The 25848-nt window shown below is 74.1% G+C and carries 24 protein-coding genes and 1 pseudogene; 16 read left to right on the top strand and 9 right to left on the bottom strand.

The annotated features are described in order from the left end of the window. Positions 1-860, top strand: a pseudogene (locus tag B5D80_RS25340) (hypothetical protein); the annotation flags it as partial. A 29-nt stretch (positions 861-889) separates the two neighbouring features. Here the strand turns inward: B5D80_RS25340 and lexA are convergent. Next, the gene (gene lexA / locus B5D80_RS25335) at positions 890-1675 is read right to left on the bottom strand and encodes a transcriptional repressor LexA (protein WP_088646445.1); all 786 of its coding nucleotides are present in this window, start codon (positions 1673-1675) and stop codon (positions 890-892) included. A gap of 582 nt (positions 1676-2257) precedes the next feature. On the opposite strand from lexA, the gene nrdR reads away from it, so the two are divergent. The 6 genes from nrdR to B5D80_RS25305 all read left to right on the top strand — a co-directional run bounded on the left by nrdR (position 2258) and on the right by B5D80_RS25305 (position 9495). After that, positions 2258-2746, top strand: coding sequence for a transcriptional regulator NrdR (nrdR, locus tag B5D80_RS25330; protein ID WP_088646444.1), 489 nt, complete (start codon positions 2258-2260; stop codon positions 2744-2746). A gap of 80 nt (positions 2747-2826) precedes the next feature. Beyond that, positions 2827-5715 carry a vitamin B12-dependent ribonucleotide reductase gene (locus B5D80_RS25325; RefSeq protein ID WP_088646443.1) on the top strand — a complete coding sequence of 963 codons (2889 nt, stop codon included), beginning with the start codon at positions 2827-2829 and terminating at the stop codon, positions 5713-5715. A gap of 196 nt (positions 5716-5911) precedes the next feature. Next, the gene (locus B5D80_RS25320; protein ID WP_088646442.1) at positions 5912-6847 is read left to right on the top strand and encodes a DUF2332 domain-containing protein; all 936 of its coding nucleotides are present in this window, start codon (positions 5912-5914) and stop codon (positions 6845-6847) included. A gap of 142 nt (positions 6848-6989) precedes the next feature. Continuing rightward, entirely contained in the window at positions 6990-8483 is a 1494-nt protein-coding gene (locus tag B5D80_RS25315; protein WP_088646441.1) for an alpha/beta fold hydrolase, read from the top strand. 71 nt (positions 8484-8554) lie between these two features. Then, positions 8555-8797 (top strand): DUF5522 domain-containing protein, encoded by a 243-nt coding sequence (locus tag B5D80_RS25310; protein WP_088646440.1) that lies wholly within the window; start codon positions 8555-8557, stop codon positions 8795-8797. A gap of 146 nt (positions 8798-8943) precedes the next feature. Then, positions 8944-9495: a hypothetical protein gene (locus tag B5D80_RS25305; protein ID WP_088646457.1), complete on the top strand. Its 552-nt coding sequence runs from the start codon at positions 8944-8946 to the stop codon at positions 9493-9495. A 38-nt stretch (positions 9496-9533) separates the two neighbouring features. Here B5D80_RS25305 and B5D80_RS25300 read toward each other — a convergent pair whose 3' ends face one another. Next, complete coding sequence (locus B5D80_RS25300; RefSeq protein WP_088646456.1) at positions 9534-10220, bottom strand: iron-dependent transcriptional repressor DtxR; 687 nt, start codon at positions 10218-10220, stop codon at positions 9534-9536. Positions 10221-10317: 97 nt separating this feature from the next. Here B5D80_RS25300 and B5D80_RS25295 point away from each other — a divergent pair, with 97 nt between their 5' ends. From B5D80_RS25295 to B5D80_RS25285, 3 genes are read left to right on the top strand one after another with little or no spacing between them, the layout of a single operon-like run. Then, positions 10318-11175 (top strand): sulfurtransferase, encoded by an 858-nt coding sequence (locus tag B5D80_RS25295; protein ID WP_088646439.1) that lies wholly within the window; start codon positions 10318-10320, stop codon positions 11173-11175. Between the two features lie 48 nt (positions 11176-11223). Then, entirely contained in the window at positions 11224-12405 is a 1182-nt protein-coding gene (locus tag B5D80_RS25290; protein ID WP_088646438.1) for an acetoin utilization protein AcuC, read from the top strand. Positions 12406-12428: 23 nt separating this feature from the next. Next, complete coding sequence (locus B5D80_RS25285; protein WP_088646437.1) at positions 12429-14972, top strand: bifunctional acetate--CoA ligase family protein/GNAT family N-acetyltransferase; 2544 nt, start codon at positions 12429-12431, stop codon at positions 14970-14972. 95 nt (positions 14973-15067) lie between these two features. Here B5D80_RS25285 and sigB read toward each other — a convergent pair whose 3' ends face one another. Next, positions 15068-16084 (bottom strand): RNA polymerase sigma factor SigB, encoded by a 1017-nt coding sequence (sigB, locus tag B5D80_RS25280; protein ID WP_372444556.1) that lies wholly within the window; start codon positions 16082-16084, stop codon positions 15068-15070. A gap of 222 nt (positions 16085-16306) precedes the next feature. Here sigB and B5D80_RS25275 point away from each other — a divergent pair, with 222 nt between their 5' ends. Next, entirely contained in the window at positions 16307-17095 is a 789-nt protein-coding gene (locus B5D80_RS25275; RefSeq protein WP_088646454.1) for a sporulation protein, read from the top strand. A gap of 177 nt (positions 17096-17272) precedes the next feature. Here the strand turns inward: B5D80_RS25275 and dtd are convergent, their stop codons facing one another. Both dtd and B5D80_RS25265 read right to left on the bottom strand, forming a co-directional pair. Then, on the bottom strand, positions 17273-17695 hold the full coding sequence (gene dtd, locus B5D80_RS25270; protein ID WP_088646436.1) for a D-aminoacyl-tRNA deacylase: 423 nt from the start codon (positions 17693-17695) through the stop codon (positions 17273-17275). Continuing rightward, on the bottom strand, positions 17695-19179 hold the full coding sequence (locus tag B5D80_RS25265; protein ID WP_211291644.1) for a DUF7782 domain-containing protein: 1485 nt from the start codon (positions 19177-19179) through the stop codon (positions 17695-17697). The genes dtd and B5D80_RS25265 overlap by 1 nt, the downstream gene beginning before the upstream one ends. Positions 19180-19370: 191 nt before the next feature. On the opposite strand from B5D80_RS25265, the gene B5D80_RS25260 reads away from it, so the two are divergent. The 3 genes from B5D80_RS25260 to B5D80_RS25250 all read left to right on the top strand — a co-directional run bounded on the left by B5D80_RS25260 (position 19371) and on the right by B5D80_RS25250 (position 22582). Next, positions 19371-20594, top strand: a complete 1224-nt coding sequence (locus tag B5D80_RS25260) for a S8 family peptidase (protein ID WP_088646435.1) — start codon at positions 19371-19373, stop codon at positions 20592-20594. Between the two features lie 156 nt (positions 20595-20750). Then, entirely contained in the window at positions 20751-21326 is a 576-nt protein-coding gene (locus tag B5D80_RS25255) for an HhH-GPD-type base excision DNA repair protein (protein WP_088646434.1), read from the top strand. Positions 21327-21382: 56 nt separating this feature from the next. Beyond that, complete coding sequence (locus tag B5D80_RS25250) at positions 21383-22582, top strand: low temperature requirement protein A (protein ID WP_088646433.1); 1200 nt, start codon at positions 21383-21385, stop codon at positions 22580-22582. Between the two features lie 11 nt (positions 22583-22593). Here the strand turns inward: B5D80_RS25250 and B5D80_RS25245 are convergent, their stop codons facing one another. After that, positions 22594-22905, bottom strand: a complete 312-nt coding sequence (locus B5D80_RS25245) for a hypothetical protein (RefSeq protein ID WP_088646432.1) — start codon at positions 22903-22905, stop codon at positions 22594-22596. 14 nt (positions 22906-22919) lie between these two features. Continuing rightward, the gene (locus tag B5D80_RS25240; RefSeq protein WP_245854974.1) at positions 22920-23207 is read right to left on the bottom strand and encodes a hypothetical protein; all 288 of its coding nucleotides are present in this window, start codon (positions 23205-23207) and stop codon (positions 22920-22922) included. A gap of 103 nt (positions 23208-23310) precedes the next feature. Here B5D80_RS25240 and B5D80_RS25235 point away from each other — a divergent pair, with 103 nt between their 5' ends. Then, on the top strand, positions 23311-23670 hold the full coding sequence (locus B5D80_RS25235; protein WP_194821888.1) for a DUF3099 domain-containing protein: 360 nt from the start codon (positions 23311-23313) through the stop codon (positions 23668-23670). 33 nt (positions 23671-23703) lie between these two features. Here B5D80_RS25235 and B5D80_RS25230 read toward each other — a convergent pair whose 3' ends face one another. Together B5D80_RS25230 and B5D80_RS25225 are read right to left on the bottom strand one after the other, a co-directional pair. After that, entirely contained in the window at positions 23704-24612 is a 909-nt protein-coding gene (locus B5D80_RS25230; protein ID WP_088646430.1) for a carbohydrate kinase family protein, read from the bottom strand. Then, on the bottom strand, positions 24609-25535 hold the full coding sequence (locus B5D80_RS25225; protein WP_088646429.1) for a pseudouridine-5'-phosphate glycosidase: 927 nt from the start codon (positions 25533-25535) through the stop codon (positions 24609-24611). The genes B5D80_RS25230 and B5D80_RS25225 overlap by 4 nt, the downstream gene beginning before the upstream one ends. An 84-nt stretch (positions 25536-25619) precedes the next feature. Between B5D80_RS25225 and B5D80_RS25220 the strand changes: the two genes are divergently transcribed. After that, entirely contained in the window at positions 25620-25844 is a 225-nt protein-coding gene (locus B5D80_RS25220) for a DUF3039 domain-containing protein (RefSeq protein WP_194821886.1), read from the top strand. The last annotated feature ends 4 nt before the right edge of the window (positions 25845-25848 follow it).

The following is a 25848-nucleotide window of genomic DNA, read 5'->3' as shown; positions in this document are numbered from 1 at the left end:
CCGGCCGGCCGGCGGCGCGGTCTACGGCGGTGGCCGGCCCCCGGCCGGGGCCGCTGCCGCTCCCGCCGGTCGGCCGGGCGGTGGTCCTCCGCCCTCCGGCGGTCGCCCGGCGGGTGGCGGTGTGTACGGCGGTGGTCGTCCCGCCGGTGGTGGGGTCTACGGTGCCGCCCCGGCGGGCGGTCCGGCGGGCAAGGGCGCGGGTCCGCGCGGCGGTGCACCAGCCGGTGGCCCGCCCGCCGTGGACCCGCGTGGCGGTGCTCCCGCCGGTGGTCGCGGGGGTGTCCCGGCAGGTGGTCGCGGCGGTGCTCCCGCCGGCGGCCGTGGTGTTCCTCCGGGGGCCCGGGGCGGTGCCCCGGCGGCCGGCCGCGGCACGCCGCCCGGCCGTGGTGGCACGCCGCCGGACGGCCGCGGTGGTGTCCCGGCCGGTGGTCGCGGTGGTGCGCCGGCCGATGGCCGGGGTGGTCCGCCCCCGGCTGGCCGTGGCGGTCCGCCCGCCGGTGGCCGTGGTGGCGCTCCGGCTGGTGGCCGTGGTGCCGAGCCGGCCGGTGGGCGTGGTGGTGCCCCGGCCGGTGGCCGTGGTGGCGCGTCCCCGGGTGGTCGTGGCGGTGTCTACGGCGGTGGGCGGGCGGAGCCGCCGCGCCGGGAGGCCGGCCCCCGCGAGCCCCGCTCCGGCCCACGCCGGGACGGCCAGGACGACCGGCGCGGCGGCCAGTACGGCCCGCCGCCCGGCCGCAGCGGCGAACGCTACTGACGCTGCGGCGGCGAACCTCCCGTCGACACCTGATCAGCCGTCCTTCCCCCGGGGGAAGGACGGCCGGCCAAGGTGCGGGTCGGAGCCGGCAGAGGGCCGGATCCGGTAGGGCACGGGTCAGATCAGGGAGCCCACGGGTCAGATCCGGCGGAGTACGGCGACGACCCGGCCCATGATGGTGGCGTCGTCACCGGGGATCGGATCGAAGGCCGGGTTCTGCGGCATCAGCCACACGTGGCCGTCGCGCCGCCGGTAGGTCTTGACGGTCGCTTCGCCGTCGAGCATGGCGGCCACGATGTCGCCGGCCTCGGCGATCGGCTGCTGCCGGACGACCACCCAGTCCCCGTCGCAGATCGCCGCGTCGAGCATCGAGTCGCCCTTGACCTGGAGCATGAAGACCTCGCCCTCACCCACCAGCTCGCGGGGGAGCGGGAAGACGTCCTCCACCGCCTGCTCGGCGAGGATCGGCCCACCGGCGGCGATCCGGCCCAGCATCGGCACGTACGCCGGGGTGGGGCGCTGGGCGCGGCTCAGCTCGTCGTCGGCGTCACCGCCGGGGGCGCGCACGTCCACCGCGCGGGGCCGGTTGGGGTCGCGCCGCAGGAAGCCCTTCTTCTCCAGCTCCTTGAGCTGGTAGGCGACGCTCGACGGGGAGACCAGGCCGACGGCCTCACCGATCTCGCGGACGCTCGGCGGGTAGCCGTGCCGCTCCACCCAGCTGCGGATGAACTCCAGGATGCGGCGCTGCCGGGCGGTCAGGTCGACGGCGGTGGGGTCGGGGAAGCCGCTGACCACCGGCGTGACCGGGCGGACGGCCGGTTGGCCGGTCCGGCTGCGGGCGGCGCGGGGACGCCGACTGGCCGGGGAACCCGCCTCGGCGATCGGCTGCGGGTTCTTCTGCCGGCTGGCCCGGTCCTCGGTCACGTCCGTCCTCCCTGGTCGGCGCTGGGTGCCTTGGCGGCTCGTGGTGCGTGCGGGGGTGTCGCGGTGCCGGACCGACGTGGTGCGCCGTGCCCGGTCGTTCATGACCGTATAGGTGAGATCGGTCATTTTCAAACATCTGTACGACGCAACTCGGCGTGTCGGGTGGAAATCCTGGCCTTTCGTACGCCTGTTCTGGTAGATGGTACGTCCCCGTCGGGCCGGTGTCCGGCGGGCCGCCGGTCGGGCCCGGTCCTCCGTCCGGGGGGTCTGTCCGGACGGCCGGTAACCTCCCGTCGGCCCGGTCGGTTGCACTCAGCGTGCTCCCGGGGCGACGGGTCGCCGCCGGTGGCCGGAGGTGACGCGCCGGACACGCCGGCAACTTGACCCGACCCGGTCGGCGGCCTACGGTCGACCCCTAGATGTAGTAGTCACACGGGCGTAAGTTGCCCACAGGTTGGGTTCGACTACCCACCGCACTCCCGTATCGTCGACCACGGCGACGGCCGGCGGAGCCGGCTCCGCCGGGCCGACGCGTGCCCGGAGGCGGGCGGTCGGGCCCCGGTCGATCAAGGAGGTCAGGCGATGCGGTGCCCGTACTGCCGGCATGCCGACTCCCGGGTGGTCGACTCGCGCGAGGCCGACGACGGTCAGCTGATCCGGCGTCGGCGTTCCTGCCCGGAGTGCGGGAAGCGGTTCACCACGGTCGAGGAGGCCGTGCTCGCGGTGGTCAAGCGCAGCGGCGTGACCGAGCCGTTCAGCCGGACCAAGATCATCGGTGGGGTGCGCAAGGCGTGCCAGGGGCGGCCGGTCGACGAGGACTCCATCGCCCTGCTGGCCCAGAAGGTCGAGGAGACCGTCCGGGCCAAGGGCGCGGCCGAACTGCCGAGCCACGACGTGGGACTGGCGATCCTGGGCCCGCTGCGCGACCTGGACGAGGTGGCCTACCTGCGCTTCGCCAGCGTCTACCGCTCGTTCGACTCGCTCGCCGACTTCGAGCGGGAGATCGAGACGCTGCGGGCCGCCGCACAGGCCCGCGCCGACGGGGCCGGCGTCGCCGACCGTACCGACTGAGTCTTTTCCGACAGCAACGACGTGGATTCTGACAGTGACGACGCGTGGCGGGTGGCCGCGCAGACGAGGGGGCCGATGAGATGGCGGGGGACGGCGTGACAACAAGCCGGTCGCGGGCGGCGAAGAACGGCGCGGTGACGGGGCTCAAGGTGCAGCGGGTCTGGACGACCGAGGGCGTGCACCCGTACGACGAGGTGACGTGGGAGCGCCGCGACGTCGTCATGACCAACTGGCGGGACGGCTCGATCAACTTCGAGCAGCGCGGGGTGGAGTTCCCCGAGTCCTGGAGCGTCAACGCGGCCAACATCGTGACCACCAAGTACTTCCGGGGCGCGGTGGGAACCCCGCAGCGCGAGTGGTCGCTCAAGCAGCTCATCGACCGGGTGGTCAGCACCTACCGGGCCGCCGGTGAGCAGAACGGCTACTTCGCCGCTCCCGGCGACGCCGAGGTCTTCGCGCACGAGCTGACCTGGATGCTGCTGCACCAGGTGTTCAGCTTCAACTCGCCGGTCTGGTTCAACGTCGGCACCCCGTCGCCGCAGCAGGTCAGCGCCTGCTTCATCCTCTCGGTCGACGACTCGATGGACTCCATCCTGGACTGGTACAAGGAGGAGGGGCGGATCTTCCAGGGCGGCTCCGGCGCCGGGGTGAACCTCTCCCGCATCCGGTCCTCGAAGGAACTGCTCTCCTCCGGCGGCACCGCCTCCGGCCCGGTCAGCTTCATGCGCGGCGCGGACGCCTCCGCCGGCACCATCAAGTCCGGCGGCGCCACCCGGCGCGCGGCCAAGATGGTCATCCTCGACGTCGACCACCCGGACATCGAGGAGTTCGTGGCGACCAAGGCGCGGGAGGAAGACAAGATCCGCGCGCTGCGGGACGCCGGCTTCGACATGGACCTGGGCGGTGCCGACATCGTCAGCGTCCAGTACCAGAACGCCAACAACTCCGTCCGGGTCTCCGACGAGTTCATGACGGCGGTGGAGAACAACGGCGGCTTCGACCTGCGCGGCCGGCTCGACGGGCAGACCATCGAGACGATCGACGCCAAGAAGCTGTTCCGCACCATCTCCCAGGCCGCCTGGGAGTGCGCCGACCCCGGCCTGCAGTACGACGACACCATCAACGACTGGCACACCTGCCCGGAGACCGGCCGGATCACCGCGTCGAACCCGTGCTCGGAGTACCTGCACCTGGACAACTCCTCGTGCAACCTGGCCTCGCTCAACCTGATGAAGTTCCTCCGCGCCGACGGCGGCTTCGAGGTGGAGAAGTTCGTCAGGTCGGTCGAGTTCGTCATCACCGCGATGGACATCTCGATCTGCTTCGCCGACTTCCCGACCGAGAAGATCGGCGAGACCACCCGCGCCTACCGGCAGCTCGGCATCGGCTACGCCAACCTCGGCGCGCTGCTGATGGCCTCCGGCCTGCCGTACGACTCGGAGCAGGGCCGGTCGGTGGCCGCGGCGATCACCTCGCTGATGACCGGCACCGCGTACCGCCGTTCGGCCGAGCTGGCCGGCATCGTCGGCGCGTACGACGGCTACGCCCGTAACGCCGAGCCGCACAAGCGGGTGATGCGCAAGCACGCCGCCGCCAACGACGCCATCAAGCCGGCCGGCACCGTCGCCACCGCGATCCAGCGCGAGGCCACCCGGCAGTGGACCGAGGGCAACAAGGTCGGCGACCGCAACGGCTGGCGCAACTCGCAGGCCAGCGTGCTCGCCCCGACCGGAACCATCGGCCTGATGATGGACTGCGACACCACTGGCGTCGAGCCCGACCTGGCGCTGGTGAAGTTCAAGAAGCTGGTCGGCGGCGGCTCGATGCAGATCGTCAACCAGACCGTGCCGCGTGCCCTGCGCAGCCTCGGCTACCCGGAGGAGCAGGTCGAGGCGATCGTCGAGCACATCGCCGACCACGGGCACGTGGTGGACGCCCCCGGCCTCAAGCCGGAGCACTACCCGGTCTTCGACTGCGCGATGGGCGAGCGGTCGATCGCCCCGATGGGGCACGTGCGGATGATGGCGGCCGTCCAGCCGTTCATCTCCGGGGCCATCTCCAAGACGGTCAACATGCCGGAGCAGGCCACCGTCGCCGACGTCGAGAAGATCTACTTCGAGGGCTGGAAGCTCGGCCTCAAGGCGCTGGCGATCTACCGGGACAACTGCAAGGTGGGCCAGCCGCTGTCGGTGGCCAAGCCCAACAAGGCCACCGCCGAGACCGTTGCCCCGGCCGCCGAGGTCGAGAGGGCGGTGGAGAAGGTCGTCGAGTACCGCCCGGTGCGCAAGCGGCTGCCGAAGAAGCGCCCCTCGCAGACGGTCTCCTTCTCGGTCGGCGGCGCGGAGGGTTACCTCACCGCCTCGTCCTACCCGGACGACGGCCTCGGCGAGGTCTTCCTCAAGATGTCCAAGCAGGGCTCCACCCTGGCCGGGGTGATGGACGCCTTCTCGGTGGCGATCTCCATCGGCCTGCAGTACGGCGTCCCGCTGGAGACGTACGTCAGCAAGTTCACCAACATGCGCTTCGAGCCGGCGGGCATGACCGACGACCCGGACGTGCGGATGGCCGCCTCGGTGATGGACTACATCTTCCGTCGCCTGGCGCTGGACTTCCTGCCCTACGAGCGCCGTGCCGAGCTGGGCATCTTCACCGCCAAGGAGCGGGCCGCGCAGTTGCGGGCCGAGGCCGACGCGGAGGCCGCCGGCGCGGACCTGACGGCGATGGCGTCCTCCGCCCCGGTCGAGACGACCGAGCCGAAGACCGGCCCGGTGGCCCAGCCGGCCCAGGAGTTGGCCGAGGTGGCCGCCGTCAAGCCGGCACCCGCCGTGGGTTCCTCCACCGAGCTGCTGGAGGCCGTGATCGGCAAGGCCGCCGACGCGCCGCTCTGCTTCACCTGCGGTACGAAGATGCGCCCGGCCGGTAGCTGCTACGTCTGCGAGGGCTGCGGCTCCACCAGCGGTTGCAGCTGACGTACGCGTCGCACGGAGGGCCGGCACCCGACGGGTGCCGGCCCTCCCGCGTCCCGTCCGCATGGTCGACCCCGGTGGGGCGAGGTAGCGGTATCCGTCCCACCCGGACACCGCCCCTCGCGCCCGTCGCTCAGATCACGCCGACGGCGGCGCACCGGGGACCCCGCCGGGCGGGCGCGGCGGGAATGATCGGGGCATGACCACCGCCGACCGGTACGTCGAGTTCGCCAGCCGGGAGGCGCACGGCGTCTCCCCGGCGTACGAACGGCTGGCCCACGCGGTCGCCCGGGACGACGACCTGCTCGCCCTGCTGGACGACCTGCCGCCGGCCAGGCGGCAGCCGCAACTGCTGCTCGGCGTGGTCCGCTGGCTCGGTGGCCCGGTCGACGACCCGGTCGCCTTCCGCACCCACACCCTGGCGCACTGGCCCGCCGTGCGGGCCGCGATGCTCACCCGGGCGGTGCAGACCAACGAGGCCGGCCGCTGCGCGGCGCTGCTGCCGGTGCTGGCCGCGCTGCCGCAGCCGCTGGCGCTGCTGGAGGTCGGCGCGTCCGCCGGCCTCTGCCTCTATCCCGACCGGTACGCCTACCGCTACGGCGACCACCTGCTCGGGGCGGGGGAGCCGGTCCTCGACTGCGCGCTGACCGGGACCGGGCCGCCGACCACCCGCCCCGAGGTGGTGTGGCGGGCCGGTCTGGACCTGAACCCGCTCGACGTCACCGACCCGGCCGACGTGGGCTGGCTCGACGCGTTGATCTGGCCGGAGCACACCCACCGCCGGGCCCGGTTGCGGGCGGCAGCCGCGGTGGCCGCCGCCGACCCGCCGGAGCTGGTCCGCGGTGACCTGGTGGACGACCTGCCGGCGTTGGCCGCGCGGGCACCGGCCGGCGCGACGCTGGTGGTCCTGCACACCTCCGTGCTCTACCAGGTGCCGCCGGCACGCCGGGCGGCCTTCGTCGCGCTGGCCCGCGCCCTGCCCGGCCACTGGGTGTCCGCCGAGGCGGCCGACGTGCTGGCGCACCCCGCGCTGCCGTCCCCGCCGGACGGGGCGCTGCACAACGTGCTCGCCCTCGACGGGACGCCGCTGGCCTGGATGCGCTCGCACGGCCAGTCGGCGCACTGGTTCGGCTGAACCTGGGGTGACCGGGCAGCCGGGCGACCGGCCCGGTCCGGTGGGGACGTGACCCAGGCCATGACGGTCCGTGAGCGTCACGGGACAGCGGATGAGATCTATCCTCACTAGGCTGGGGTGCCGACGACTCCGGTGAGGTGTCATGGCGAAGCCGTCGCTGCCCCGTCCCGCCCTGTCCCGCCGTGCCGAACCGGTCCGGTGGATCGCCGCCGGCGTCGCCCCGCTCGGCTGGGGTCTGCTGGTCGGCTGGTGGACACCGCGTGGTCCCGGCACCAACGCCGAGGCCGTGACGTCGATCCTGGTCAGTCTCGCGGTCGGCGGGTTCGCCGGCTGGGCGGGCCGGTCCCGTGGGGCGATGGTCGCGGCTCCGGTGCTCTTCGCGTTCGCCGTCGAGCTGGTCCGCTGGCCGCTGCGGGGGCCGACCGTGGACGCCCCGCACCTGAGCGGTTTCGGTGTCGGCGCGCTGCTGCTGGGGCGGGGCGTCCACGGACTGCTGTCCGTGCTGCCGTTGCTGGTCGGCGCGGCGTACGGCGCGGGCCTGGCGCGACGGGCCGCCCCGGCGGCGGGCCGCCGCCCGGTGTGGACCTGGCTGGGGCGGGCCGGGGTCGGCCTGCTCACCGCGCTGGTCGCCCTGGTGACGGTCGCAGTGGCGCTGCCGGCCACCACCGCCGCCGTTCCGGGTGGGGTCGCCGAGCTGACGACGGTGCGCGGCGGCGGTGACCGGGAGCTGGGGGTGCTGCTGCGGGGAGCCGACCGGCAGGCCCCGGTGCTGCTCTTCCTGCCCGGTGGGCCGGGCAGCTCCGAGGTGGGGGCGGTCCGGCGGCACCTCGCCGGGCTGGAACGGCAGTTCGTGGTGGCCACCGTGGACCGGCGGGGCGCGGCACGGTCGTGGGCGGCGTTCCCGCCCTCCTCGTCGTTGACCCTCGACAGCGAGGTCGCCGACCTGCTCGCCGTCGCCGACCGGCTGCGGCAGCGCTTCGGCCGGCCGGACGTCTACCTGGTGGCGCACTCCGGGGGGACGCTGGTCGCCGCCGTCGCCGTGCAGCGCCGGCCGGAGCTGTTCCGGGCGTACGTCGGGGTCGGCCAGGTGGTCGACCTGCGGGAGGCCGACCGCAGTCAGTACACCGACACCCTCGCCTGGGCAGGCCGTACCGGACGGACCGATCTAGTGCGGCAGCTGACCGAGCTGGGGCCGCCGCCGTATCCCGACATGTACCACTACGAGCCGCTGCTGGCCAACGAGGCCGCCGCCTTCGACTTCGACCGCACCGGCAACCACGAGGGCCGGGGCGGGACGGGGGAGAACCTGGGCGTCGCCGAGTACACCCTGCTGGAGAAGGCGCACGTGCTCGGCGGCGGCCTGGACGGCTGGGACGTGCTCTACCCGAAGGTCCAGCAGGTCGACCTGCGTGCCCGGGTGCGGCAGCTCGCGGTGCCCGTCTACCTGGTCGACGGCGCGCACGAGGTGCCGGGCCGCCTGGCCCTGACCGCCCAGTGGTACGCCCAACTCGACGCCCCGCACAAGGAGCACCTGGTGTTGGACGCCGCCGGCCACCGCTCGCTTTACCAACGGCCCGGCCCCTTCGTCGACCTGCTGACCCGGGTCCGCGCCGAGACCGCCGACGCGGCGCGCTGAGCCCACCGCTCCGGTCGGGTCGCCCCACCGGTCCGGGTCGGCACTGCCCCCCGGTCAGTAGACTCGCCGCGGTGAGTGGCGAACGACGTCCGCTGGCGGGCCGGCCGCTGACCGAGCCGCACCCGTCCCGGCTGCCGCCGGAGCACCCCGACCGGGCGCTGATCCTGGCCGCGCACGCCGCCGCGCTCGCCGCCGGGGAGGCCGGCTATCCCGACCCGGCCACCGGGTTGTTCGTCCTCACCGCAGGTTTCCTGGCCCGGCGCGGCACCTGCTGCGGGCGTGGCTGCCGGCACTGCCCGTACGTCGACGACTAGCGCACCGCCGTCGGCTCCACTGCGGACCCTGCGCGACCTGACCCGGTCCGGACAGGAGGGGCGGGTCTTCCGTCCGGCAACGCCAACCCGTACGGTTTCCGACGGACACCGGCGGGTTCCCCGTCGACGATCACGGAGGTGTGCCCGTGCACGGGCGGATCTGGCTGGCCGGCGTGGGCGTGCTGCTGACCACGGGCTGTGGCGCGTCGGAGGTCGAGCCGGTGCGGCTGCCGGCCGGGGAACCGGCCACCGTGCAGGTGGGTGCCGCCTCGTCCGGTGGAGCGTGCCGGCTGCTCGACTTCGCGGTGATCGAGGAACACACCGGGGTCCGCTTCGACGTGGCCGCCGCCAGCGAGCGCGGTGACACCCGGACCTGCGTGGTGCGGGCCACCGACGCCACCTGGCCGGAGCTGACCCTGACGGTCACCGACACCTCGATCGACGTCCCGACCTTCACCGCCGACGTGCTGCCCGCCGGGGCGAAGAAGGTGTCGAAGCTGGGCCAGGCCGCCTACGGCCGGACCGTCGCGAAGACCGCGAAGCGCGGCCCGACGGCCGAGGTGGGCTGGCTCGCCACCGAGGACCGGCTGGCCACGCTCCGCTGGACCTGCCGGCCGGACGACGACCGGGCGACCGCCGGCGAGGTGGCCGACCACCTCGCCGACCTGGCCAGGACGCTCGACACCCGGTCGTTGTGACGACCGGTCGCGGTGCCGGCCGGTTCGTGGTCGGGCGGTCAGTGGGCGGCGACGAAGACCCGGGAGGCGACCTCGCGGGGCAGCCGGACCCGTTCGCCGGAGCGGTCGATGAACACCCCGTCGCGTTCCTGGGCGACGGTGACCGTGGCGCCCGGGTCCACCCCGGCGGCGTGCAGTTGCCGCAGCACGTCGGCGTCGGTCTGCACGCTCTCGCAGATCCGCCGGACCACCACCTGCCCGGTCAGCCCGGGGAAGGCGAGGTTGCGTTCACCCTCGACCGGCTCACTGGCCCCGGCCTGCGGCGGACCCAGCTCCTCCAGCCCCGGGATCGGGTTGCCGTACGGCGAGCGGGTGGGGCGGTTGAGCAGGTCGTACACCCGCTTCTCCACCGCGTCGCTCATCACGTGCTCCCACCGGCAGGCCTCCTCGTGGGCCTCCTCGTAGGGCATTCCGATCACGTTGACCAGCAGCAGTTCGGCGAGCCGGTGCTTGCGCATCACCGACACGGCGCTGCCCCGGCCCAGCTCGGTGAGCGCCAGGTGCCGGTCGCCCTCGACGGTGAGCAGCCCGTCACGTTCCATCCGGGCCACGGTCTGGCTGACGGTCGGCCCGCTCTGCCGTAACCGCTCGGCGATCCGGGCACGCAGCGGCGGCACCCCCTCCTCTTCGAGTTCGAGGATGGTGCGCAGGTACATCTCGGTCGTGTCGACCAGGTCATGCTTCACGTCAGCGGCCTCCCGGTGGTCGATGCTACCCCGGCGCACGAAGATCGACCTGCGCCGAAACGCGAGGTCGGTGCCCCGATGGTGTTGACTGGACCGCATGTCCGGTACCGATGACCCCCTGATCGAGCCGGACCGGCTCGCCGCCGAGCTGGCCCGGCCCGACGCACCGACCCTGCTGGACGTCCGCTGGCGGCTGGCCGGCCCGCCGGGCCGCGGGGACTACGTCGCCGGGCACCTGCCCGGCGCGGTCTTCGTCGACCTGGACACCGACCTGTGCGGTCCGCCCGGCGCGGCGGGCCGGCACCCGCTGCCCGACCCGGCGGTCCTCCAGGCCGCGCTGCGGGCCGCCGGCGTGCGCACCGGTCACCCCGTGGTGGTGTACGACGGCGGCGACGGCCTGGCCGCCGCCCGCGCCTGGTGGACGCTGCGCTGGGCCGGGCACCGGCCGGTCCGGGTGCTGGCGGGTGGCTGGCCGGCCTGGTGTGCCGCCGGGCTGCCGCAGACCGTCGAGGTGCCCACCGTCACGCCCGGTGACGTGACCGTCCGGCCGGGCGCGCTGCCGGTGCTGGACGCCGACGACGCGGCGGCCCTTGCGGCGGCCGACGACGGGGTGCTGATCGACGTGCGGGCCGCGCCCCGCTACCGGGGCGAGACCGAGCCGATCGACCCGGTCGCCGGGCACGTGCCGGGCGCGGTGAACCTGCCCGCCCCCGGGTACGTCACCGAGGGGCGCTACCCGGCGGCCGACGTGCTGCGGGACCGGTTCGCCGCGGTGGGGGTACGCGCCGACGGGCCGGTGGGGGCGTACTGCGGGTCGGGGGTGACCGCCGCGCAGGCGGTGCTGGCGTTGCACCTGGCGGGTCGGCCGGACGCCGCGCTCTACGTCGGATCGTGGAGCGGATGGGTCGCCGACGGGTCCCGCCCGGTGGCGACCGGCCCGACACCCGGCGGCTGACCTGCACGTGTGGTGGGCGGGCGGTGACCGTCGTGCGACGATGGCCCCATGTCGGACGACACGCTGGTGGTGTGGGACGAGTCCCTGCTCGACTACGACATGGGGGAGCACCCGCTGGACCCGGTCCGGGTCGAGCTGACCGTGGCGCTGGCCCGGGAATTGGGCGTGCTGGACCGGCCCGGGGTGCGGTTGGTCGAGCCCGAGCCGGCCGACGACGCGACGCTGACCCGGGTGCACCGGCCCGACTACCTGGACGCGGTCCGGGCCGCGCCGCGCGATCCGCTCTTCGCCGGGTACGGACTGGGCACCTCGGACAATCCGGTCTTCGACGGGATGCACGAGTCCAGCGCGCTGATCGCGGGGGCGAGCGTGGCCGCCGCCGAGGCGGTCTGGCGGGGCGAGGCCCGCCGCGCGGTCAACGTGGCCGGTGGGCTGCACCACGCGATGCCCGACCGGGCCGCCGGGTTCTGCGTCTACAACGACCCGGCGGTGGCCATCGCCCGCCTGCTCGACCTCGGTGCCGAGCGGGTCGCCTACGTCGACGTGGACGTGCACCACGGCGACGGCGTGCAGGAGGTCTTCTACCACGACCCCCGGGTGCTCACGGTGAGCCTGCACGAGACCCCGCTCGCGCTCTTCCCCGGCACCGGGTTCCCCGACGAGACCGGTGGGCCGGGGGCGCAGGGCAGCGCGGTCAACGTGCCGCTGCCGCCGGGCACCGACGACGCCGGGTGGCAGCGCGCCTTCCACGCGGTCGTGCCGTCGGTGCTGCGCGCGTTCCGGCCGCAGATCCTGCTCACCCAGTGCGGCGCCGACGGGCACCGGATGGACCCGCTGGCCGACCTGCACCTGTCGGTGGACGGGCAGCGCGCCACCTACCTGGCGTTGCGGGCCCTCGCCGACGAGTTGTGCGACGGCCGCTGGGTGGCCACCGGCGGCGGCGGGTACGCCCTGGTGGAGGTGGTGCCCCGGGCCTGGACCCATCTGCTGGCGGTGGCCACCGGCGACCCGCTCGACCCGGCCACGCCCACCCCGCCCGGCTGGCGCACCCTGGCCGGCCACCGGCGGCCCGGCCGGGACGTCCCGCTGCGGATGACCGACGACATCGACCCGGAACACCAGCCGTGGCAGCCGACCGGGGAACCGAACTCGGTGGACCGGGCCGTGGCGGCCACCCGCAAGGCGGTGTTCCCGCTGCTCGGGCTGGACCCGTACGACCCGCGCGACTGAGCCGGGAACCTGGGGAGGGACCGGTGACCACTGTCGACCAACCGGTGGACGTGCTGCTCAGCGACGGCAGCACCGTCGGACTGCGACCGATCCGGCCGCAGGACGCCCCGGAGATCGTCGCCATGCACGGGCGGTTCTCGGAACGCACCCGCTACCTGCGCTACTTCTCGCCGTACCCGCGCATCCCGGAACGGGACCTGCACCGGTTCGTCACCGTCGACCACCGCGACCGGGAGGCGTTCGTGGTGCTGGCCGGTGACCGGATCGTCGCCGTCGGCCGGTACGAGCGGCTGGGGCCGGCGGCCCCGGAGGCCGAGGTGGCGTTCGTGGTGGAGGACGCCTACCAGGGCCGGGGGATCGGCTCGGTGCTGCTGGAACACCTGGCCGACGCGGCCCGCCGGGCCGGCATCGGGCACTTCGTCGCCGAGGTGCTGCCCACCAACGGGGCGATGCTGCGGGTCTTCGCCGACTTCGGCTACCAGGTGCAACGCCAGTTCGCCGACGGGGTGGTGCACCTGACCTTCCCGATCGCGCCGACCGAGGCGACCCTGGCGGTGCAGCGCGGCCGGGAACACCGCACCGAGGCCCGGTCCATCGCCCGGCTGCTCGCCCCGCGCGGGGTGGCCGTCTACGGGGCCAGCGCCACCGGTCAGGGCGTCGGTGCGGCGCTGCTCGGGCACCTGCGTGACGGCGGCTACCCGGGGGCCATCGTGCCGGTGCATCCGGGCGCGCGGACGGTGGCGGGGCTGCCCGCGTACCCGTCGGCGGCCGACGCGGGGGTGGCGGTGGACCTCGCGGTCGTCGCGGTGCCCCCCGACGCGGCGGCCGGGGTGGTGGCCGACGCCGCCGCGGCCGGCGCGCACGGCCTGGTGGTCATCTCCGCCGGCTTCGCCGAGGCCGGCCCGGCCGGCGCGGCCGCCCAGCGGTCCCTGGTCCGGGCGGCGCACGCCGCAGGCATGCGGGTCGTCGGCCCGAACTGCCTGGGGGTGGCGAACACCGACGAGCGGGTACGCCTCAACGCCACCCTGGCCCCGGTGCTGCCGGCCCCCGGCCGGGTGGGTTTCTTCAGCCAGTCCGGCGCGTTCGGGGTGGCGCTGCTGGCGCAGGCGCAGCGTCGCGGGCTGGGCCTGTCGAGTTTCGTGTCGGCCGGCAACCGGGCCGACGTGTCCGGCAACGACCTGCTCCAGTACTGGCAGGACGACCCGGGCACCGACGTGATCCTGCTCTACCTGGAGACCTTCGGCAATCCGCGCAAGTTCGCCCGGCTGGCCCGCCGGATCGGCCGGGACAAGCCGGTGGTGGCGCTGGCGTCGCTGGCCCGTCCGGCCGGCCCGGCGCTGGACGAGGCCGCCGTCAGCGCGCTGTTCGCCCAGTCCGGGGTGATCCGGGTGGACACCGTCGCCGAACTGCTCGACGTCGGGGTGCTGCTGGCCCACCAGCCGCTGCCCGCCGGTGACCGGGTCGCGGTGGTGGGCAACTCGTCGGCGCTGACCGGGCTGGCCGCCGCCGCCTGCGTCGGGCAGGGCCTCACCGTCGCCGACGGCTACCCGCGCGACGTCGGCCCGCACGCAGGCGTCGCCGAGTTCACCGCCGCGCTGGCCGGGGCCGCCGCCGACGACGGGGTGGACGCGCTGGTCGCGGTCTTCGCCCCGCCGCTGCCGGGGCAGCTCACCGTCGAGGAGGCGGACGTCACCGCCGCCCTGCCGGCGACCCTGGCCGCCGGCAAGCCGACCGTGGTGACGTTCCTCGCCGGGCGCGTGCCGGCGGGGCTGCCCGCGTACCCGAGCGTGGAGGAGGCGGTGCGGGCGCTGGGCCGGGTCGGCCGGTACGCCGGGTGGCTGCGGCGGGACCCGGGCACGGTGCCGGAGCTGACCGGAGTGGACCGGGACGCCGGGCGGGCCGCGTTGCGCGGTGACGCCGCCGACCCGGTGGCGCTGCTCGCCGCGTACGGCGTCGAGGTGGTCGGGTCGGTGCCCGCCGGCAGCGTCGACGAGGCGCTCGCCGCCGCCGACCGCTGCGGGTGGCCGGTGGCGTTGAAGGCCGCCGCGCCCGGCCTGCGGCACCGCCTCGACCTGGGTGCCGTCCGCCTCGACCTGGCCGACCCGGTCGCCCTGCGCCGGGCGTACGCGGACCTGGCGGCCGGGTTCGGCGCGCAGGTGCTGGTCCAGCCGATGGTGCCGCCCGGCGTGGCCTGCGTGGTGGAGCTGCGGGAGGACCCGGCGTTCGGGCCGGTGGTCGGTTTCGGGCTGGGGGGCGTCGCCACCGAACTGCTCGGCGACCGGGCCTGGCGGGCGGTGCCGTTGACCGACCGGGACGCCGCCGAACTGGTCGACGAGCCCCGGGCGGCGCCGCTGCTGCGCGGGCACCGGGGTGCCGCCCCGGTGGACCGGGCGGCCCTGGTCGACCTGCTGCTACGGGTGGGGCGGCTCGCCGACGAGCAGCCCCGGGTGCGGTCACTCACCCTCAACCCGGTGCTGGCCCGCCCGGACGGCATCGCGGTGCTGCACGCGGCGGTGGGCGTCGGCACGGCCGGGGCCCGCCCCGACACCGGCCCACGCCGGCTCTGACCGGGTGCCGCCGGCCGGGCACCCCGCGGGCGGTCACCGCGGAAGCAGGCAGGCCCCCGGCGAACCGCCGGGGGCCTGACCGCGAACCGTCCCGCTCAGCAGGCGTACGCCTCCAGCCGCTGCGCCCGCTCCGGGTCGCGCAGCTTGAGCAGGGTGACCTTCTCGATCTGCCGGATGCGCTCCCGGGACAGGCCGAACTCCTTGCCCACCTCGTCGAGGGTGCGCTGCCGACCGTCGTCGAGACCGAACCGGAGCCGGATCACCGCCTGCTCCCGCTGGGAGAGGGTGGCGAGCACGATGCGTACCTCGTTGCGCAGTTCGCCGTTGGCGGCGGCGTCACCCGGCTCGGTGCGCGGGTCCACCGAGGCGACGAAGTCACCGAGGGCGCTCTCGCCGTCCTCGCCGACGGCCTGGTCGAGGCTGACCGGCTCCCGGTCGTACGAGATCAGCTCGATGACCTGGAACTCGGGGATCTCCATCGCCCGCGCCACCTCGGACACGATCGGCTCGCGGCCCAGCGTGACCGACAGCTCCCGGCGGACCCGGACCATCCGGTTGACCTGCTCGACCATGTGCACCGGGATGCGGATGGTGCGGGCCTGGTCGGCCATCGCCCGGGTGATCGCCTGCCGGATCCACCAGGTGGCGTACGTGGAGAACTTGTAACCCTTCGCGTAGTCGAACTTCTCGACCGCGCGGATCAGGCCGAGGTTGCCCTCCTGGATGAGGTCGAGGAAGGCCATCCCCCGCCCGGTGTAGCGCTTGGCGATGCTGACCACCAGCCGCAGGTTCGCCTCCAGCAGGTGGTCCTTGGCGGCGCGTCCCTCCCGGGCGATCAGCGCGAGGTCGGCGTGCAGGTCGCCGGAGACGGGGGTGCACGTCGACAGCTTCTCCTCGGCGAACAGCCCGGCCTCGATCCGCTTGGCCAGCTCCACCTCCTGGGCCGCGGTGAGCAGCTTGGTCCGGCCGATGCCGTTGAGGTAGGCCCGGACCAGGTCGGTGGAGACCCCGCGCTCGTCGGTGGCGTCGAGGTCGGTGAGGGCTTCGGTGCCGTGCTCGGCGTCGATGGTGGTGGCCGGGCGCGTCTTGTTATCGATCATCTGCAGGGCCATCTCTGTGTCTCCCCGTGTCCGCTTTCGTGTCGCGTACCGGCGCCATCGGCCCCGGTGACGAACAGCTTTCCAACCGGGACGTGAAACGGGGGTGAGGCGATCGGGGAACCGACACCAATCCGGTCGGGTGCGGGGTGGGCGGTCGCGGGTCTTGCCGGGTCCGGTTACCGTGCCAGCGGTCGACCATGGTGGCCGGCATGCGAACAGGCAATGGAGGACGTGGTGGTCTTCAAGCGGCTCATGCAGTCGATGGGGGTGGGCGGTCCGTCGGTGGAGACCGTGCTCGCCAACCCGAACTGCCGTCCGGGCGGGGTGCTGGAGGGGCGGGTGCACGTGGCCGGCGGCGACCACGCCACCGACATCGAGTACGTGGCGCTCGGTCTGGTCACCCGGGTCGAGGTGGAGGGCGCGGACTCCGAGTACGAGACCACCCAGGAGTTCGCCCGGCAGCAGGTCACCGGCCCGTTCCGGCTCGAGGCGGGCCAGCGGTACGACATCCCGTTCCGGTTCGCTGTGCCGTGGGAGACCCCGCTTACCGACCTGTACGGCCACCGGCTGCACGGGATGACGATGGGGCTGCGTACCGAGCTGGAGGTGGCCCGCGCGGTCGACAAGGGTGACCTGGACGCGGTGTCGGTGCATCCGCTGCCGGCCCAGGAGCGGCTGCTGGAGGCGCTGCTGCGGCTGGGCTTCCGGTTCGCCCGCGCCGACGTCGAGCGGGGCCACATCTACGGCGTACGGCAGAGCCTGCCGTTCTACCAGGAGATCGAGTTCTACCCCGCGCCGCAGTACGCCGGGGCGATCAACCAGCTCGAGGTCACCTTCGTCACCGACCCGCACCAGATGCAGGTGGTGCTGGAGCTGGACAAGCGCGGCGGCCTGTTCACCGAGGGCCGGGACACCTTCGGCCGGTTCACCGTCGACCACGCCAACGCCGACCGCACCGACTGGGCCGCCCAGCTCGACGGCTGGCTCCGCCAGTCCCTCCAACGCCGCGGCCTCTTCTTCTGACCGACCCACCCCACCCCGCCCACCCCCTCCCGCCTCACCTCGCCCCGCCCCGCGCCGGTGATCAAGAGGTTTGCGTCAACTTTGATCTTCAGAATGACGCCAACCTCTTGATCACCGGGGCTGACGCTGGGCGGGGCGGGGACGGGGACGGTGGCGAGCGGGGCGGGTGGGGGTGGGTCAGAGGTCCAGGAGGAGGGTGCGGGGGCCGGTGTTGACGCTCTCGACGAGCATGTGGGCGCGGAAGCGGCCGGTCTCGGCCGTCGCGCCCCGGGCGCGCAGCGCCTCGACCACGGCGGTGACCAGCGGTTCGGCCACCTCGGCGGGGGCGGCGGCGGTCCAGCTCGGCCGGCGGCCCTTGCGGGTGTCGCCGTAGAGGGTGAACTGGCTGACCAGCAGGATCGGGGCGCCGGTGTCGGCGGCGCTGCGTTCGTCGTCGAGGATGCGCAGCTCGTGCACCTTGCGGGCCATCGTCGCGGCCAGCTCGGGGGTGTCGGTGTGGGTGACCCCGAGCAGCACCAGCAGGCCGTCGGTGATCGCGCCGACCACCTCGCCGTCGACGGTGACGCTGGCCCGGCCGACGGTCTGCACCACCGCCCGCATCAGTCGGTCACCGGCTCGACGATGCCCCGTTCGACCAGGCGCGCCACGATCGGACCGGCCGCCTCGGCCAGCTCGTCGGTGGTGACGTCGTGCGCGGCGGCGAGCAGGGCGAGCTGGTCACGCAGCGGCAACCGCCCGTCGCAGCCGCCGACCAGGGCCAGCACCAGCGGGTCGATCTCCTCGCTCCAGCGCAGCCCGTGCGGCATCGTCAGGACCTGCCGGTCCACCGCCCAGCCCTCGTCGCCGATGGTCGCCTCCTGCCGCAGTTGCAGCCCCGGGGCGGCCCGGTAACGGGCGGCGAGCACCCCCTCCGCGCCCCGGGCACGCAGGAAGTCCTGCCTGTCGAACCAGGCGGCGACCTGGTCGCCCAGGGGGGCCTCGACCCGCTGGCGCAGGTCCTCCACCCGGAGCACCGGGTCGGCGTGCCCGCCCCGGCGCAGCGAGACGATGCCGAACCCGACCGCCTCGATCTTGTACGCGTCGAACCAGTCCAGCCAGGCAGCCGCCCGCTGCGGGTCGACAGCCTCGCCGACGTCGGCCAGCCACAGGTTGACGTACGCCATCGGGTCGGCGACCTCGCGTTGGATCACCCAGGCGTCCAGGCCGGTGCCGGCGAACCAGCCGGTCACCCGCTCGGCCCAGTCCTCCCCGGCGACGTGCACCCAGTTGGCCAGGTACTGCATGGTGCCGCCCTCGGTGAGCAGGCCCGGCGCGGCGGCGGCCAGTTCCGCGCCGATCGCGTCGCCGACCCGGCCGGAGTCCCGGTAGACGTGGGTGGTGGTGCCCGGCCCGACCACGAACGGCGGGTTGCTGACCACCAGGTCGAACCGGCGTCCGGCCACCGGGGCGACCAGGTCGCCGCGGAGCAGTTCCCAGTCCTGCCCGTTGAGGGCGGCGGTGGTGGCGGCGAAGCGCAGCGCCCGCTCCGACACGTCGGTGGCGGTGACCCGCCGGGCCCGGGTCGCCAGGTGCAGGGCCTGCACACCGGAGCCGGTGCCGAGGTCCAGCGCGGTGTCCACCGGGCGGCGGACGGTCGCCCCGATCAGGGTCTGGGTGGCCCCACCGATGCCGAGCACGTGTTCGCTGGGCAGTGGCCGACCCGGGCGGGCGCTGGCCGGCACGTCGGCGAGCACCCACCAGGCGTCCCCGTACGGCTCCAGGTCGACCCCGGCGCGCAGGCCGTCGCCGTACGGCTCGACCAGGCCGGCGGCGACGGCCTCGGCGAGGTCGAGGGGGGCGAGCGCGGCGGCGACCGCCGACTCGGGCTCGGTCTGGTCGCAGACGAACACCCGGATCAGGGTGGCCAGCGGGTCCCGCTCCTCGGTGGCGCGCAGCGCGGCCCGGAAGTCGTTGCGGGCCACTCCGCCGGTGGCCTGCGGCCCGAGCCGGCCGGCGATGCCGTTGGCGGTGAAGTCGGCGTCGGTGAGCGCGGTGCGCAGCGCGTCGACGCCGGCGGGGGAGAGCAGCATGTCGTAACGGTCCACCTCGCCATCCTGCCTGCCCCGGGGGCGGGGGGTGGTGGGCACCCGTCGACTTCCATAACACCAGCTCAATCCCCCGGCCGTTATCTCTGTTACGTACGTCGATGTCTCGTTAACATTCCCTCCAACATCCGTCGATGGGACGTTCGGACGGCCCCCGTCTGTCCGGTCGTACCCGGTTGGGAGTTCAGACGATGTCCGACGTGTCCGTCCCCCGGCGTCGCGCGATCCGCGCGGTCGCCGTCGCGGCCGCCGCTGCCGCCCTCTCCGTCGCCGCGGGCGCACCCGCCCTCGCCGCCCCCACCGGCCAGATCCGCTACGCCTCCTCCCCGGACGCGATCAGCGGCAGCTACCTGGTCGTGCTGAAGGGTGAAGCCGTCGGCGCCGCCAACAGCCGCGCCGCCCGGACCGCCGTGCCGGACCGGGCCGCCAGCCTCACCAAGCGGTACGGCGGCAACGTCGCCGACGTCTACAGCGCCGCGCTCACCGGGTTCAGCGCGAAGATGAGCGCCAGCCAGGCCCGCCGGCTCGCCGCCGACCCGTCGGTGGCCTACGTCGAGCAGGACCGGGTGATGACCGTCCAGGCGACCCAGACCAACCCGCCCTCCTGGGGCCTGGACCGGATCGACCAGCGCAACCTGCCGCTGAACTCCAGCTACACCTACCCGAACACGGCCACCAACGTGCGGGCGTACATCATCGACACCGGCATCCGGACCACCCACGCCGACTTCGGCGGCCGGGCCACCTGGGGCACCAACACGGTCGACTCCAACAACACCGACTGCAACGGCCACGGCACGCACGTCGCCGGTACCGTCGGCGGCACGTCGTACGGCGTGGCCAAGGGCGTACGGCTGATCGCGGTGAAGGTGCTCAACTGCCGGGGCAGCGGCAGCACCACCGGCGTGGTCAACGGCGTCAACTGGGTGACCGCCAACGCGGTCAAGCCGGCGGTGGCCAACATGAGCCTCGGCGGCGGGGCCAGCACCGCCCTCGACAACGCGGTGGCCAACTCGATCAGCTCCGGCGTCACGTACGCGCTGGCGGCCGGCAACTCCAGCGCGAACGCCTGCAACTCCTCGCCGGCGCGGGTCGCCTCGGCGATCACGGTCGGCGCCACCACCAACACCGACGCGCGGGCCTCCTACTCCAACTACGGCTCCTGCGTCGACCTGTTCGCGCCGGGCACGAACATCACCTCGTCGTGGAACACCAACGACAGCGCCACCAACACGATCAGCGGCACCTCGATGGCGTCCCCGCACGTCGCCGGCGCCGCCGCCCTGGTCCTGTCGGCCAACCCCTCGTACACCCCGGCGCAGGTCGCCAGCTCGCTGACCGGCAGCGCCACCACCGGCGTGGTGACCAGCCCCGGCTCGGGCTCGCCGAACCGGCTGCTCTACGTCGTGAACTGACGCCCCACGGCACCGAACGGCCCGGTGGACCCCCGTGTCCACCGGGCCGCGCTGTGTCCACCGGGCGCTCCGCGTCCGGGCGTCCGGACGACCACGGCGCGGCGGACCGGACGGGATGTCGGCCGGTCGGGCGGCCGGGGCGGGCAGGATGGGGGCATGACGCTCTCGCTGCCCATCGACGGTGAGGCCAACCGGCTGCTGGAGCGCAGCCCGCTGGCCCTGCTGACCGGGATGCTCCTCGACCAGCAGGTGCCGATGGAGAAGGCGTTCTCCTCGCCGTACGTGCTGGCCCAGCGGCTGGGCCACGACCCGGACGCCAGGGAGTTGGCCGGCTACGACCCGCAGGAGCTGGTCGAGGTCTTCGCCCGGCCGCCCGCGCTGCACCGGTTCCCGAAGGCGATGGCCGGCCGGGTGCAGGAGCTGTGCCGGGTCCTGGTCGACCGGTACGCCGGCGACGCCGGGCGGCTCTGGGCGGACGTCACCGACGGGCGGGAACTGCTGCGCCGGATCGCCGACCTGCCCGGCTTCGGCACGCAGAAGGCGCAGATCTTCGTCGCCCTGCTCGGCAAGCGGTACGACGTGCGCCCCGACGGCTGGCGGGAGGCCGCCGGCGGGTACGGCGACCCGGACACCTACCGGTCGGTCGCCGACGTCACCGACGCGGAGTCGCTGCGCCGGGTACGCGAGTACAAGCAGCAGGCGAAGGCGGCGGCGAAGGCGGACAGGGGCTGACGCAACCGGAGCCGGGTCGGCTCGTTGAGATCCGCGACAGCGGCGACGGGTGGACGATGGCGGACGAGCGGGGGGCGGCGCTGCTGCGCGGCGGGGTGAGTTCCCCCCGGGCCACCTTCCTCGAACTCTTCTTCGACCTGGTCTTCGTCTTCGCCCTGACCCGGGTCTCCCAGCGGATCCTCGACGACCTGGGCACCGCCCGGGAGGACCTGCCCGTGGAGATCGCCCAGACCCTGGTGATCTTCCTGGCGTTCTGGGCGGTCTGGACCTTCACCGCCTGGGTCACCAGCCGGTACGAGCCGGAGCAGCCGCAGATCCAGTTCGTGGTGGTCTACGCGATGCTGGGCTGCATGGTGATGGCGGTCGCCACCCCGCGCGCCTTCGACACCCGCGCGGTGGCCTTCGCCCTCGCGTTCGTGGCGGTGCAGGTGGGCCGGCCGATCTTCCTCACCCTGGCGCTGCGCGGCCACCCACGCCGGCTGGTCACGGTGCGGGTCGCGTCCTGGGCGGTGGCCAGCGCCGTGCCCTGGGTGCTCGGGGCGGTGCTGCCCGGGACGTGGCGGCTGGCCTGCTGGTCGGTGGCCGTCGTCGTCGACTACGCCGGGCTGATGTTCGGCTGGCCGGTGCCCCGCCTCGGGGCGACCCGCACGTCCACCTGGGCGGTGCTGGGGGAGCACCTGGCCGAGCGGCACCAGCAGTTCTTCCTGATCGCCCTCGGCGAGAACATCCTCGTCATCGGGTTGGCGTTCAGCGGGCGCAGCTTCTCGGCGGCCAGTTCCGGGGCGTTCCTGCTCTCCTTCGTCACCACCGTGCTGCTCTGGCGGATCTACTTCCACCGGGCGGGTCACCTGCTCACCGAGGCGATCCGGGTGGCCCGTTCGCCGGGCCGGCTGGGGGAGTCGATGAGCTGGACCCACCTGGTGATCGTCGCCGGGGTGCTGACCACGGCGGTCGGCTACGAGCTGGCGATCGTGCACCCGTACGAGCGCACCCGGCTGGCCTGGGCGGTCTTCCTGACGGGTGGTCCGGCGGTCTTCCTGCTCGCCCGCGCCCGGTTCGAGCACGAGGTGTTCGGGCGGGTGTCCCGGTCCCGACTCGTCGGGGTGCTCGCCCTGGCCGTGCTGACGCCCCTGGCGACCCTGACGGTCAGCGTGGTGGCGCTCGCCGCGGCCGCCACCGTGCTGGCGGCGATCACGGTCACCGACTACCGCCGGGCGTACGGGCGGCCGCCGGAGCGACCCCACCCGGCCCTGTGAGCCGGGGGTGGTCAGGCGGCGGTGGGGCGGGACAGCGAGGCGAGCGCCCGGCGTACGTCGGCGAGCGAGACGGTGGCCGAGTCGTCCAGGTCGGCCAGGCCGGCCTCGATCCACTGGCGCATCAGGGTGGTGACGCCGATGCCCCGCGCCTCGGCTGCCGCCCGGACCCGCTCGTAGGTGTCCACCGGCAGGCGCACCGAACGGCTGACCATCGGCACGTCGGTGTCGGGGGCGGGTAGTTCCACCGGCCGACTGTCGTCGATCAGCTCGGCGAACGTGTCGTCGCCGCCGTGGAATCGTTTGATGGCCTCGTCACGGTTCATCGCCGTCGCCTCCTCTATCGGCGCGTTCTCCGCACGGTCTCGTCGTAGCGCTTGGCCTCGACGTCGCTCAGGTCGCGGGCGGAGAGGACGTCCCAGTCGTGGTCGGTGCCGTCGGCCTCGGCGAGCAGGACGGCCAACCGCCGGCCGCGCCCGCTCGCCGCGTAGACGACAGTCAGGTCCTCGCCGAGGTGCCGGATCACCCGGCGGGTGCTGTGCAGCGCCTCCCAGACTTCCCCGGGGGTGACGGCGTAGACCCGTAGGTTGGCCAACCCCTCCTCGGTGAAGCTGAACCGGCTGCCCACCGGCGGAGCGTACCACGTACGTAACACGATGCCGGTATGCGTCGATTTTCGCTGATCAAGGTGGTGCGGTGACAGGATGGTGGGTAATCCCCTCAGGAGGTCCATGGTGAAGCGTCAGGCGTACCAGCCGATTCTGATCACCGACGCCTCGCGCAGCCAGGACGACCAGCTCACCAGCAGACAGAAGCGGTACGTGCTGATGATGGGCATCCGGGTGGCCTGCGTGATCGCCGGAGCGGTCCTGGTCGGCACGAAGGCCCCGCTGCTCTGGCTCTGGCTGCCCCTGGTGGCGCTGGGCATGATCCTCATCCCCTGGCTGGCGGTGCTGCTCGCCAACGACCGGCCGCCCAAGGAGGAGCACCGGCTGGCCACCAGGTTCCAGCCCCGGCACCGCGACGAGACCCCGCCGATGAGCCTCACCGCCGAGGAACGCCCGCACCGGATCATCGACGCCGAACCCTGACGGGGCCGGCCGGTGCGGGCGTAGCCGGCACCGCTACCCGCCGGTCGCCTCCGGCCGGGCACCCACCATCGAGACCGCCAGGGCGCCCAGGTCGGCGGCCCGGGTCAGCGCGGCCCTCGGGGTCGCGCCGGTCGTCCAGGCGGTGAGCAGGCCGGCCGCGAAGGCGTCACCGGCCCCGGTGACGTCCACCACGGCGACCCGCAACGACGGTGTCACCCCGACGGTGGCCCGCCGGTCCACCCAGATCGCACCCGCGCCGCCGCGCTTGACCACCACCCGTCGGGCCGCCGCCGACAACGCCCGCGCCTGGGCCGCCGGGTCCAGCCCGCCGGCCAGCACCCCCGCCTCGTCCGCGTTGACCAGCAGCAGGTCGACGTCGCGTACCCAGGACAGGAAGGCCGCCGCGCCGATGCGCCGCAGCGGCGCGGCGGAGGCGGCGTCGACGCTGGTGGTCAGCCCGCGCTCGCGGGCGGCGGCCAACGCGCGCAGCCCGGCCGGTCGCGACCCGGCGTCCAGCAGGCAGTACGCGGACAGGTGCAGGTGGGTGGCGTCGGGCGTCGCCGCCAGGGCCCGGTCCACGTGGTCGGCGGTCAGCCGCAGGTTCGCCCCCCGCTCGGTGACCATGGTCCGCTCGTCGGCGGTGGCCAGCACGATCACCGTCCCCGTGGTGGCCTGCGGGTGCACCTCGACCGCGCAGTCCACCCCCGCCCGTTCCAGCTCGGCCACCCGGTCCCGGCCGGCGCTGTCGTCGCCGACCGCCCCGACCAGCGTCACCGGCGCGTGCTGGGCGGCGATCCAGGCGGCGGTGTTGGCGGCCTGCCCGCCGCCGGTGACCTTGATGGCCGCCGGGGTGTCCGAGCCGGTGGCCAGCGCGCCTTCGAGCACGGCGACCACGTCGGTGATCAGGTCGCCGACCACCACGATCCGACCGGGAGCGGTCATGCGGCGGCGCGCGGGGCGGCCGCGACCGCGATCCGGGCGGCCAGGTCGGCGTTGCGCAGGATGATCTGGACGTTGACCGCCAGGCTGGCGCCCTCGGTGGCCGAGTGGAAGTGGGCCAGCAGGAACGGGGTGACCGCCTTGCCGGTGACGCCCTCGCGGCCCAGCCGGGCCAGGCCCTCGGCGAGGGTGCGGTCGTGCAGCGCCGGGTCGAGCTGCTCGTCGACCGGGAGCGGGTTGGCCACGATCAGGCCGCCGCCGTGCACCCCGTGCTGCTCGCGGGCGGCGAGCACCGCGGCGACCTGCTCGGGGGAGTCCACCGACCAGTCCAGGTCGAACCCGGAGTCGGTCAGGTAGAAGCCGGGGAAACGCCTGGTGCGGTAGCCGACCACCCCGACGCCGAGGGTCTCCAGCCGCTCCAGGGTCGCCCCGACGTCGAGGATCGACTTGACCCCGGCGCAGACCACCGTGATCGGGGTACGGGCCAGGGTGACCAGGTCGGCCGACTCGTCGAAGGTCTGCGCCGCCTCCCGGTGCACCCCGCCCAGGCCGCCGGTGGCGAAGACGCCGATTCCCACGGCGGCGGCCACCGCGCTGGTGGCGGCCACGGTGGTGGCCCCGTCGGCGCCGGTGGCGGCGGCCACCGCGAGGTCGCGGACGGAGAGCTTCGCCACCGGGTCGACGGTGGCGAGCCTGGTCAGTTCGGCGTCGTCGAGGCCGACGACGAGTTCGCCGCCGACCATGCCGATGGTGGCCGGGACGGCCCCGGCGTCGCGTACCGTCTGCTCGATCTGCCGGGCGACCCGCAGGTTGTCCGGTCGGGGCAGACCGTGCGAGACGATCGTGCTCTCCAGGGCGACGACGGGACGGCCGTCACGCAGGGCTTCGGCGACCTCGGTACCGGGCCGGATGTGAAAGGTGGTCACGTCAGCTACCGTAACTGGCCGCCGTCGGGGTGGGCTGCGGTGGACCGGACCCGGCCGACCTGCCAAACTTGTGCAGTTGGAGGTGTGACTGTGAGTACCGAGGTTCTTGAGCGTCCGGAGTTGAAGGACGCCGACACGGGTCCCGAGATGTTCCATTACGTACGCAAAGAGAAGATCGCCGAGAGTGCCGTGATGGGCACCCTCGTGGTGGCGCTCTGCGGCGAGACGTTCCCGGTGACCAAGGCCGCCAAGCCCGGCTCGCCGGTCTGCCCGAAGTGCAAGGAGATCTACGACTCGTACCGCGAGTGATCCG

The organism is Micromonospora wenchangensis (assembly GCF_002210435.1).
GTDB lineage: Bacteria > Actinomycetota > Actinomycetes > Mycobacteriales > Micromonosporaceae > Micromonospora > Micromonospora wenchangensis.
This window is presented reverse-complemented; position numbering and strand designations above follow the sequence as displayed.

What these genes read in the sequence shown, in the direction of transcription:
- B5D80_RS25295 (WP_088646439.1), top strand. Translation starts at nt 10,318, where the DNA reads ATGTCCGGTACCGATGACCCCCTGATCGAGCCGGACCGGCTCGCCGCC.
- B5D80_RS25250 (WP_088646433.1), top strand. Translation starts at nt 21,383, where the DNA reads ATGGCGGACGAGCGGGGGGCGGCGCTGCTGCGCGGCGGGGTGAGTTCC.
- B5D80_RS25315 (WP_088646441.1), top strand. Translation starts at nt 6,990, where the DNA reads ATGGCGAAGCCGTCGCTGCCCCGTCCCGCCCTGTCCCGCCGTGCCGAA.
- B5D80_RS25230 (WP_088646430.1), bottom strand. Translation starts at nt 24,612, where the DNA reads ATGACCGCTCCCGGTCGGATCGTGGTGGTCGGCGACCTGATCACCGAC.
- B5D80_RS25235 (WP_194821888.1), top strand. Translation starts at nt 23,311, where the DNA reads ATGGTGAAGCGTCAGGCGTACCAGCCGATTCTGATCACCGACGCCTCG.
- B5D80_RS25290 (WP_088646438.1), top strand. Translation starts at nt 11,224, where the DNA reads ATGTCGGACGACACGCTGGTGGTGTGGGACGAGTCCCTGCTCGACTAC.
- nrdR (WP_088646444.1), top strand. Translation starts at nt 2,258, where the DNA reads ATGCGGTGCCCGTACTGCCGGCATGCCGACTCCCGGGTGGTCGACTCG.
- dtd (WP_088646436.1), bottom strand. Translation starts at nt 17,695, where the DNA reads ATGCGGGCGGTGGTGCAGACCGTCGGCCGGGCCAGCGTCACCGTCGAC.
- B5D80_RS25260 (WP_088646435.1), top strand. Translation starts at nt 19,371, where the DNA reads ATGTCCGACGTGTCCGTCCCCCGGCGTCGCGCGATCCGCGCGGTCGCC.
- B5D80_RS25255 (WP_088646434.1), top strand. Translation starts at nt 20,751, where the DNA reads ATGACGCTCTCGCTGCCCATCGACGGTGAGGCCAACCGGCTGCTGGAG.
- sigB (WP_372444556.1), bottom strand. Translation starts at nt 16,084, where the DNA reads ATGGCCCTGCAGATGATCGATAACAAGACGCGCCCGGCCACCACCATC.
- B5D80_RS25320 (WP_088646442.1), top strand. Translation starts at nt 5,912, where the DNA reads ATGACCACCGCCGACCGGTACGTCGAGTTCGCCAGCCGGGAGGCGCAC.
- B5D80_RS25245 (WP_088646432.1), bottom strand. Translation starts at nt 22,905, where the DNA reads ATGAACCGTGACGAGGCCATCAAACGATTCCACGGCGGCGACGACACG.
- B5D80_RS25325 (WP_088646443.1), top strand. Translation starts at nt 2,827, where the DNA reads ATGGCGGGGGACGGCGTGACAACAAGCCGGTCGCGGGCGGCGAAGAAC.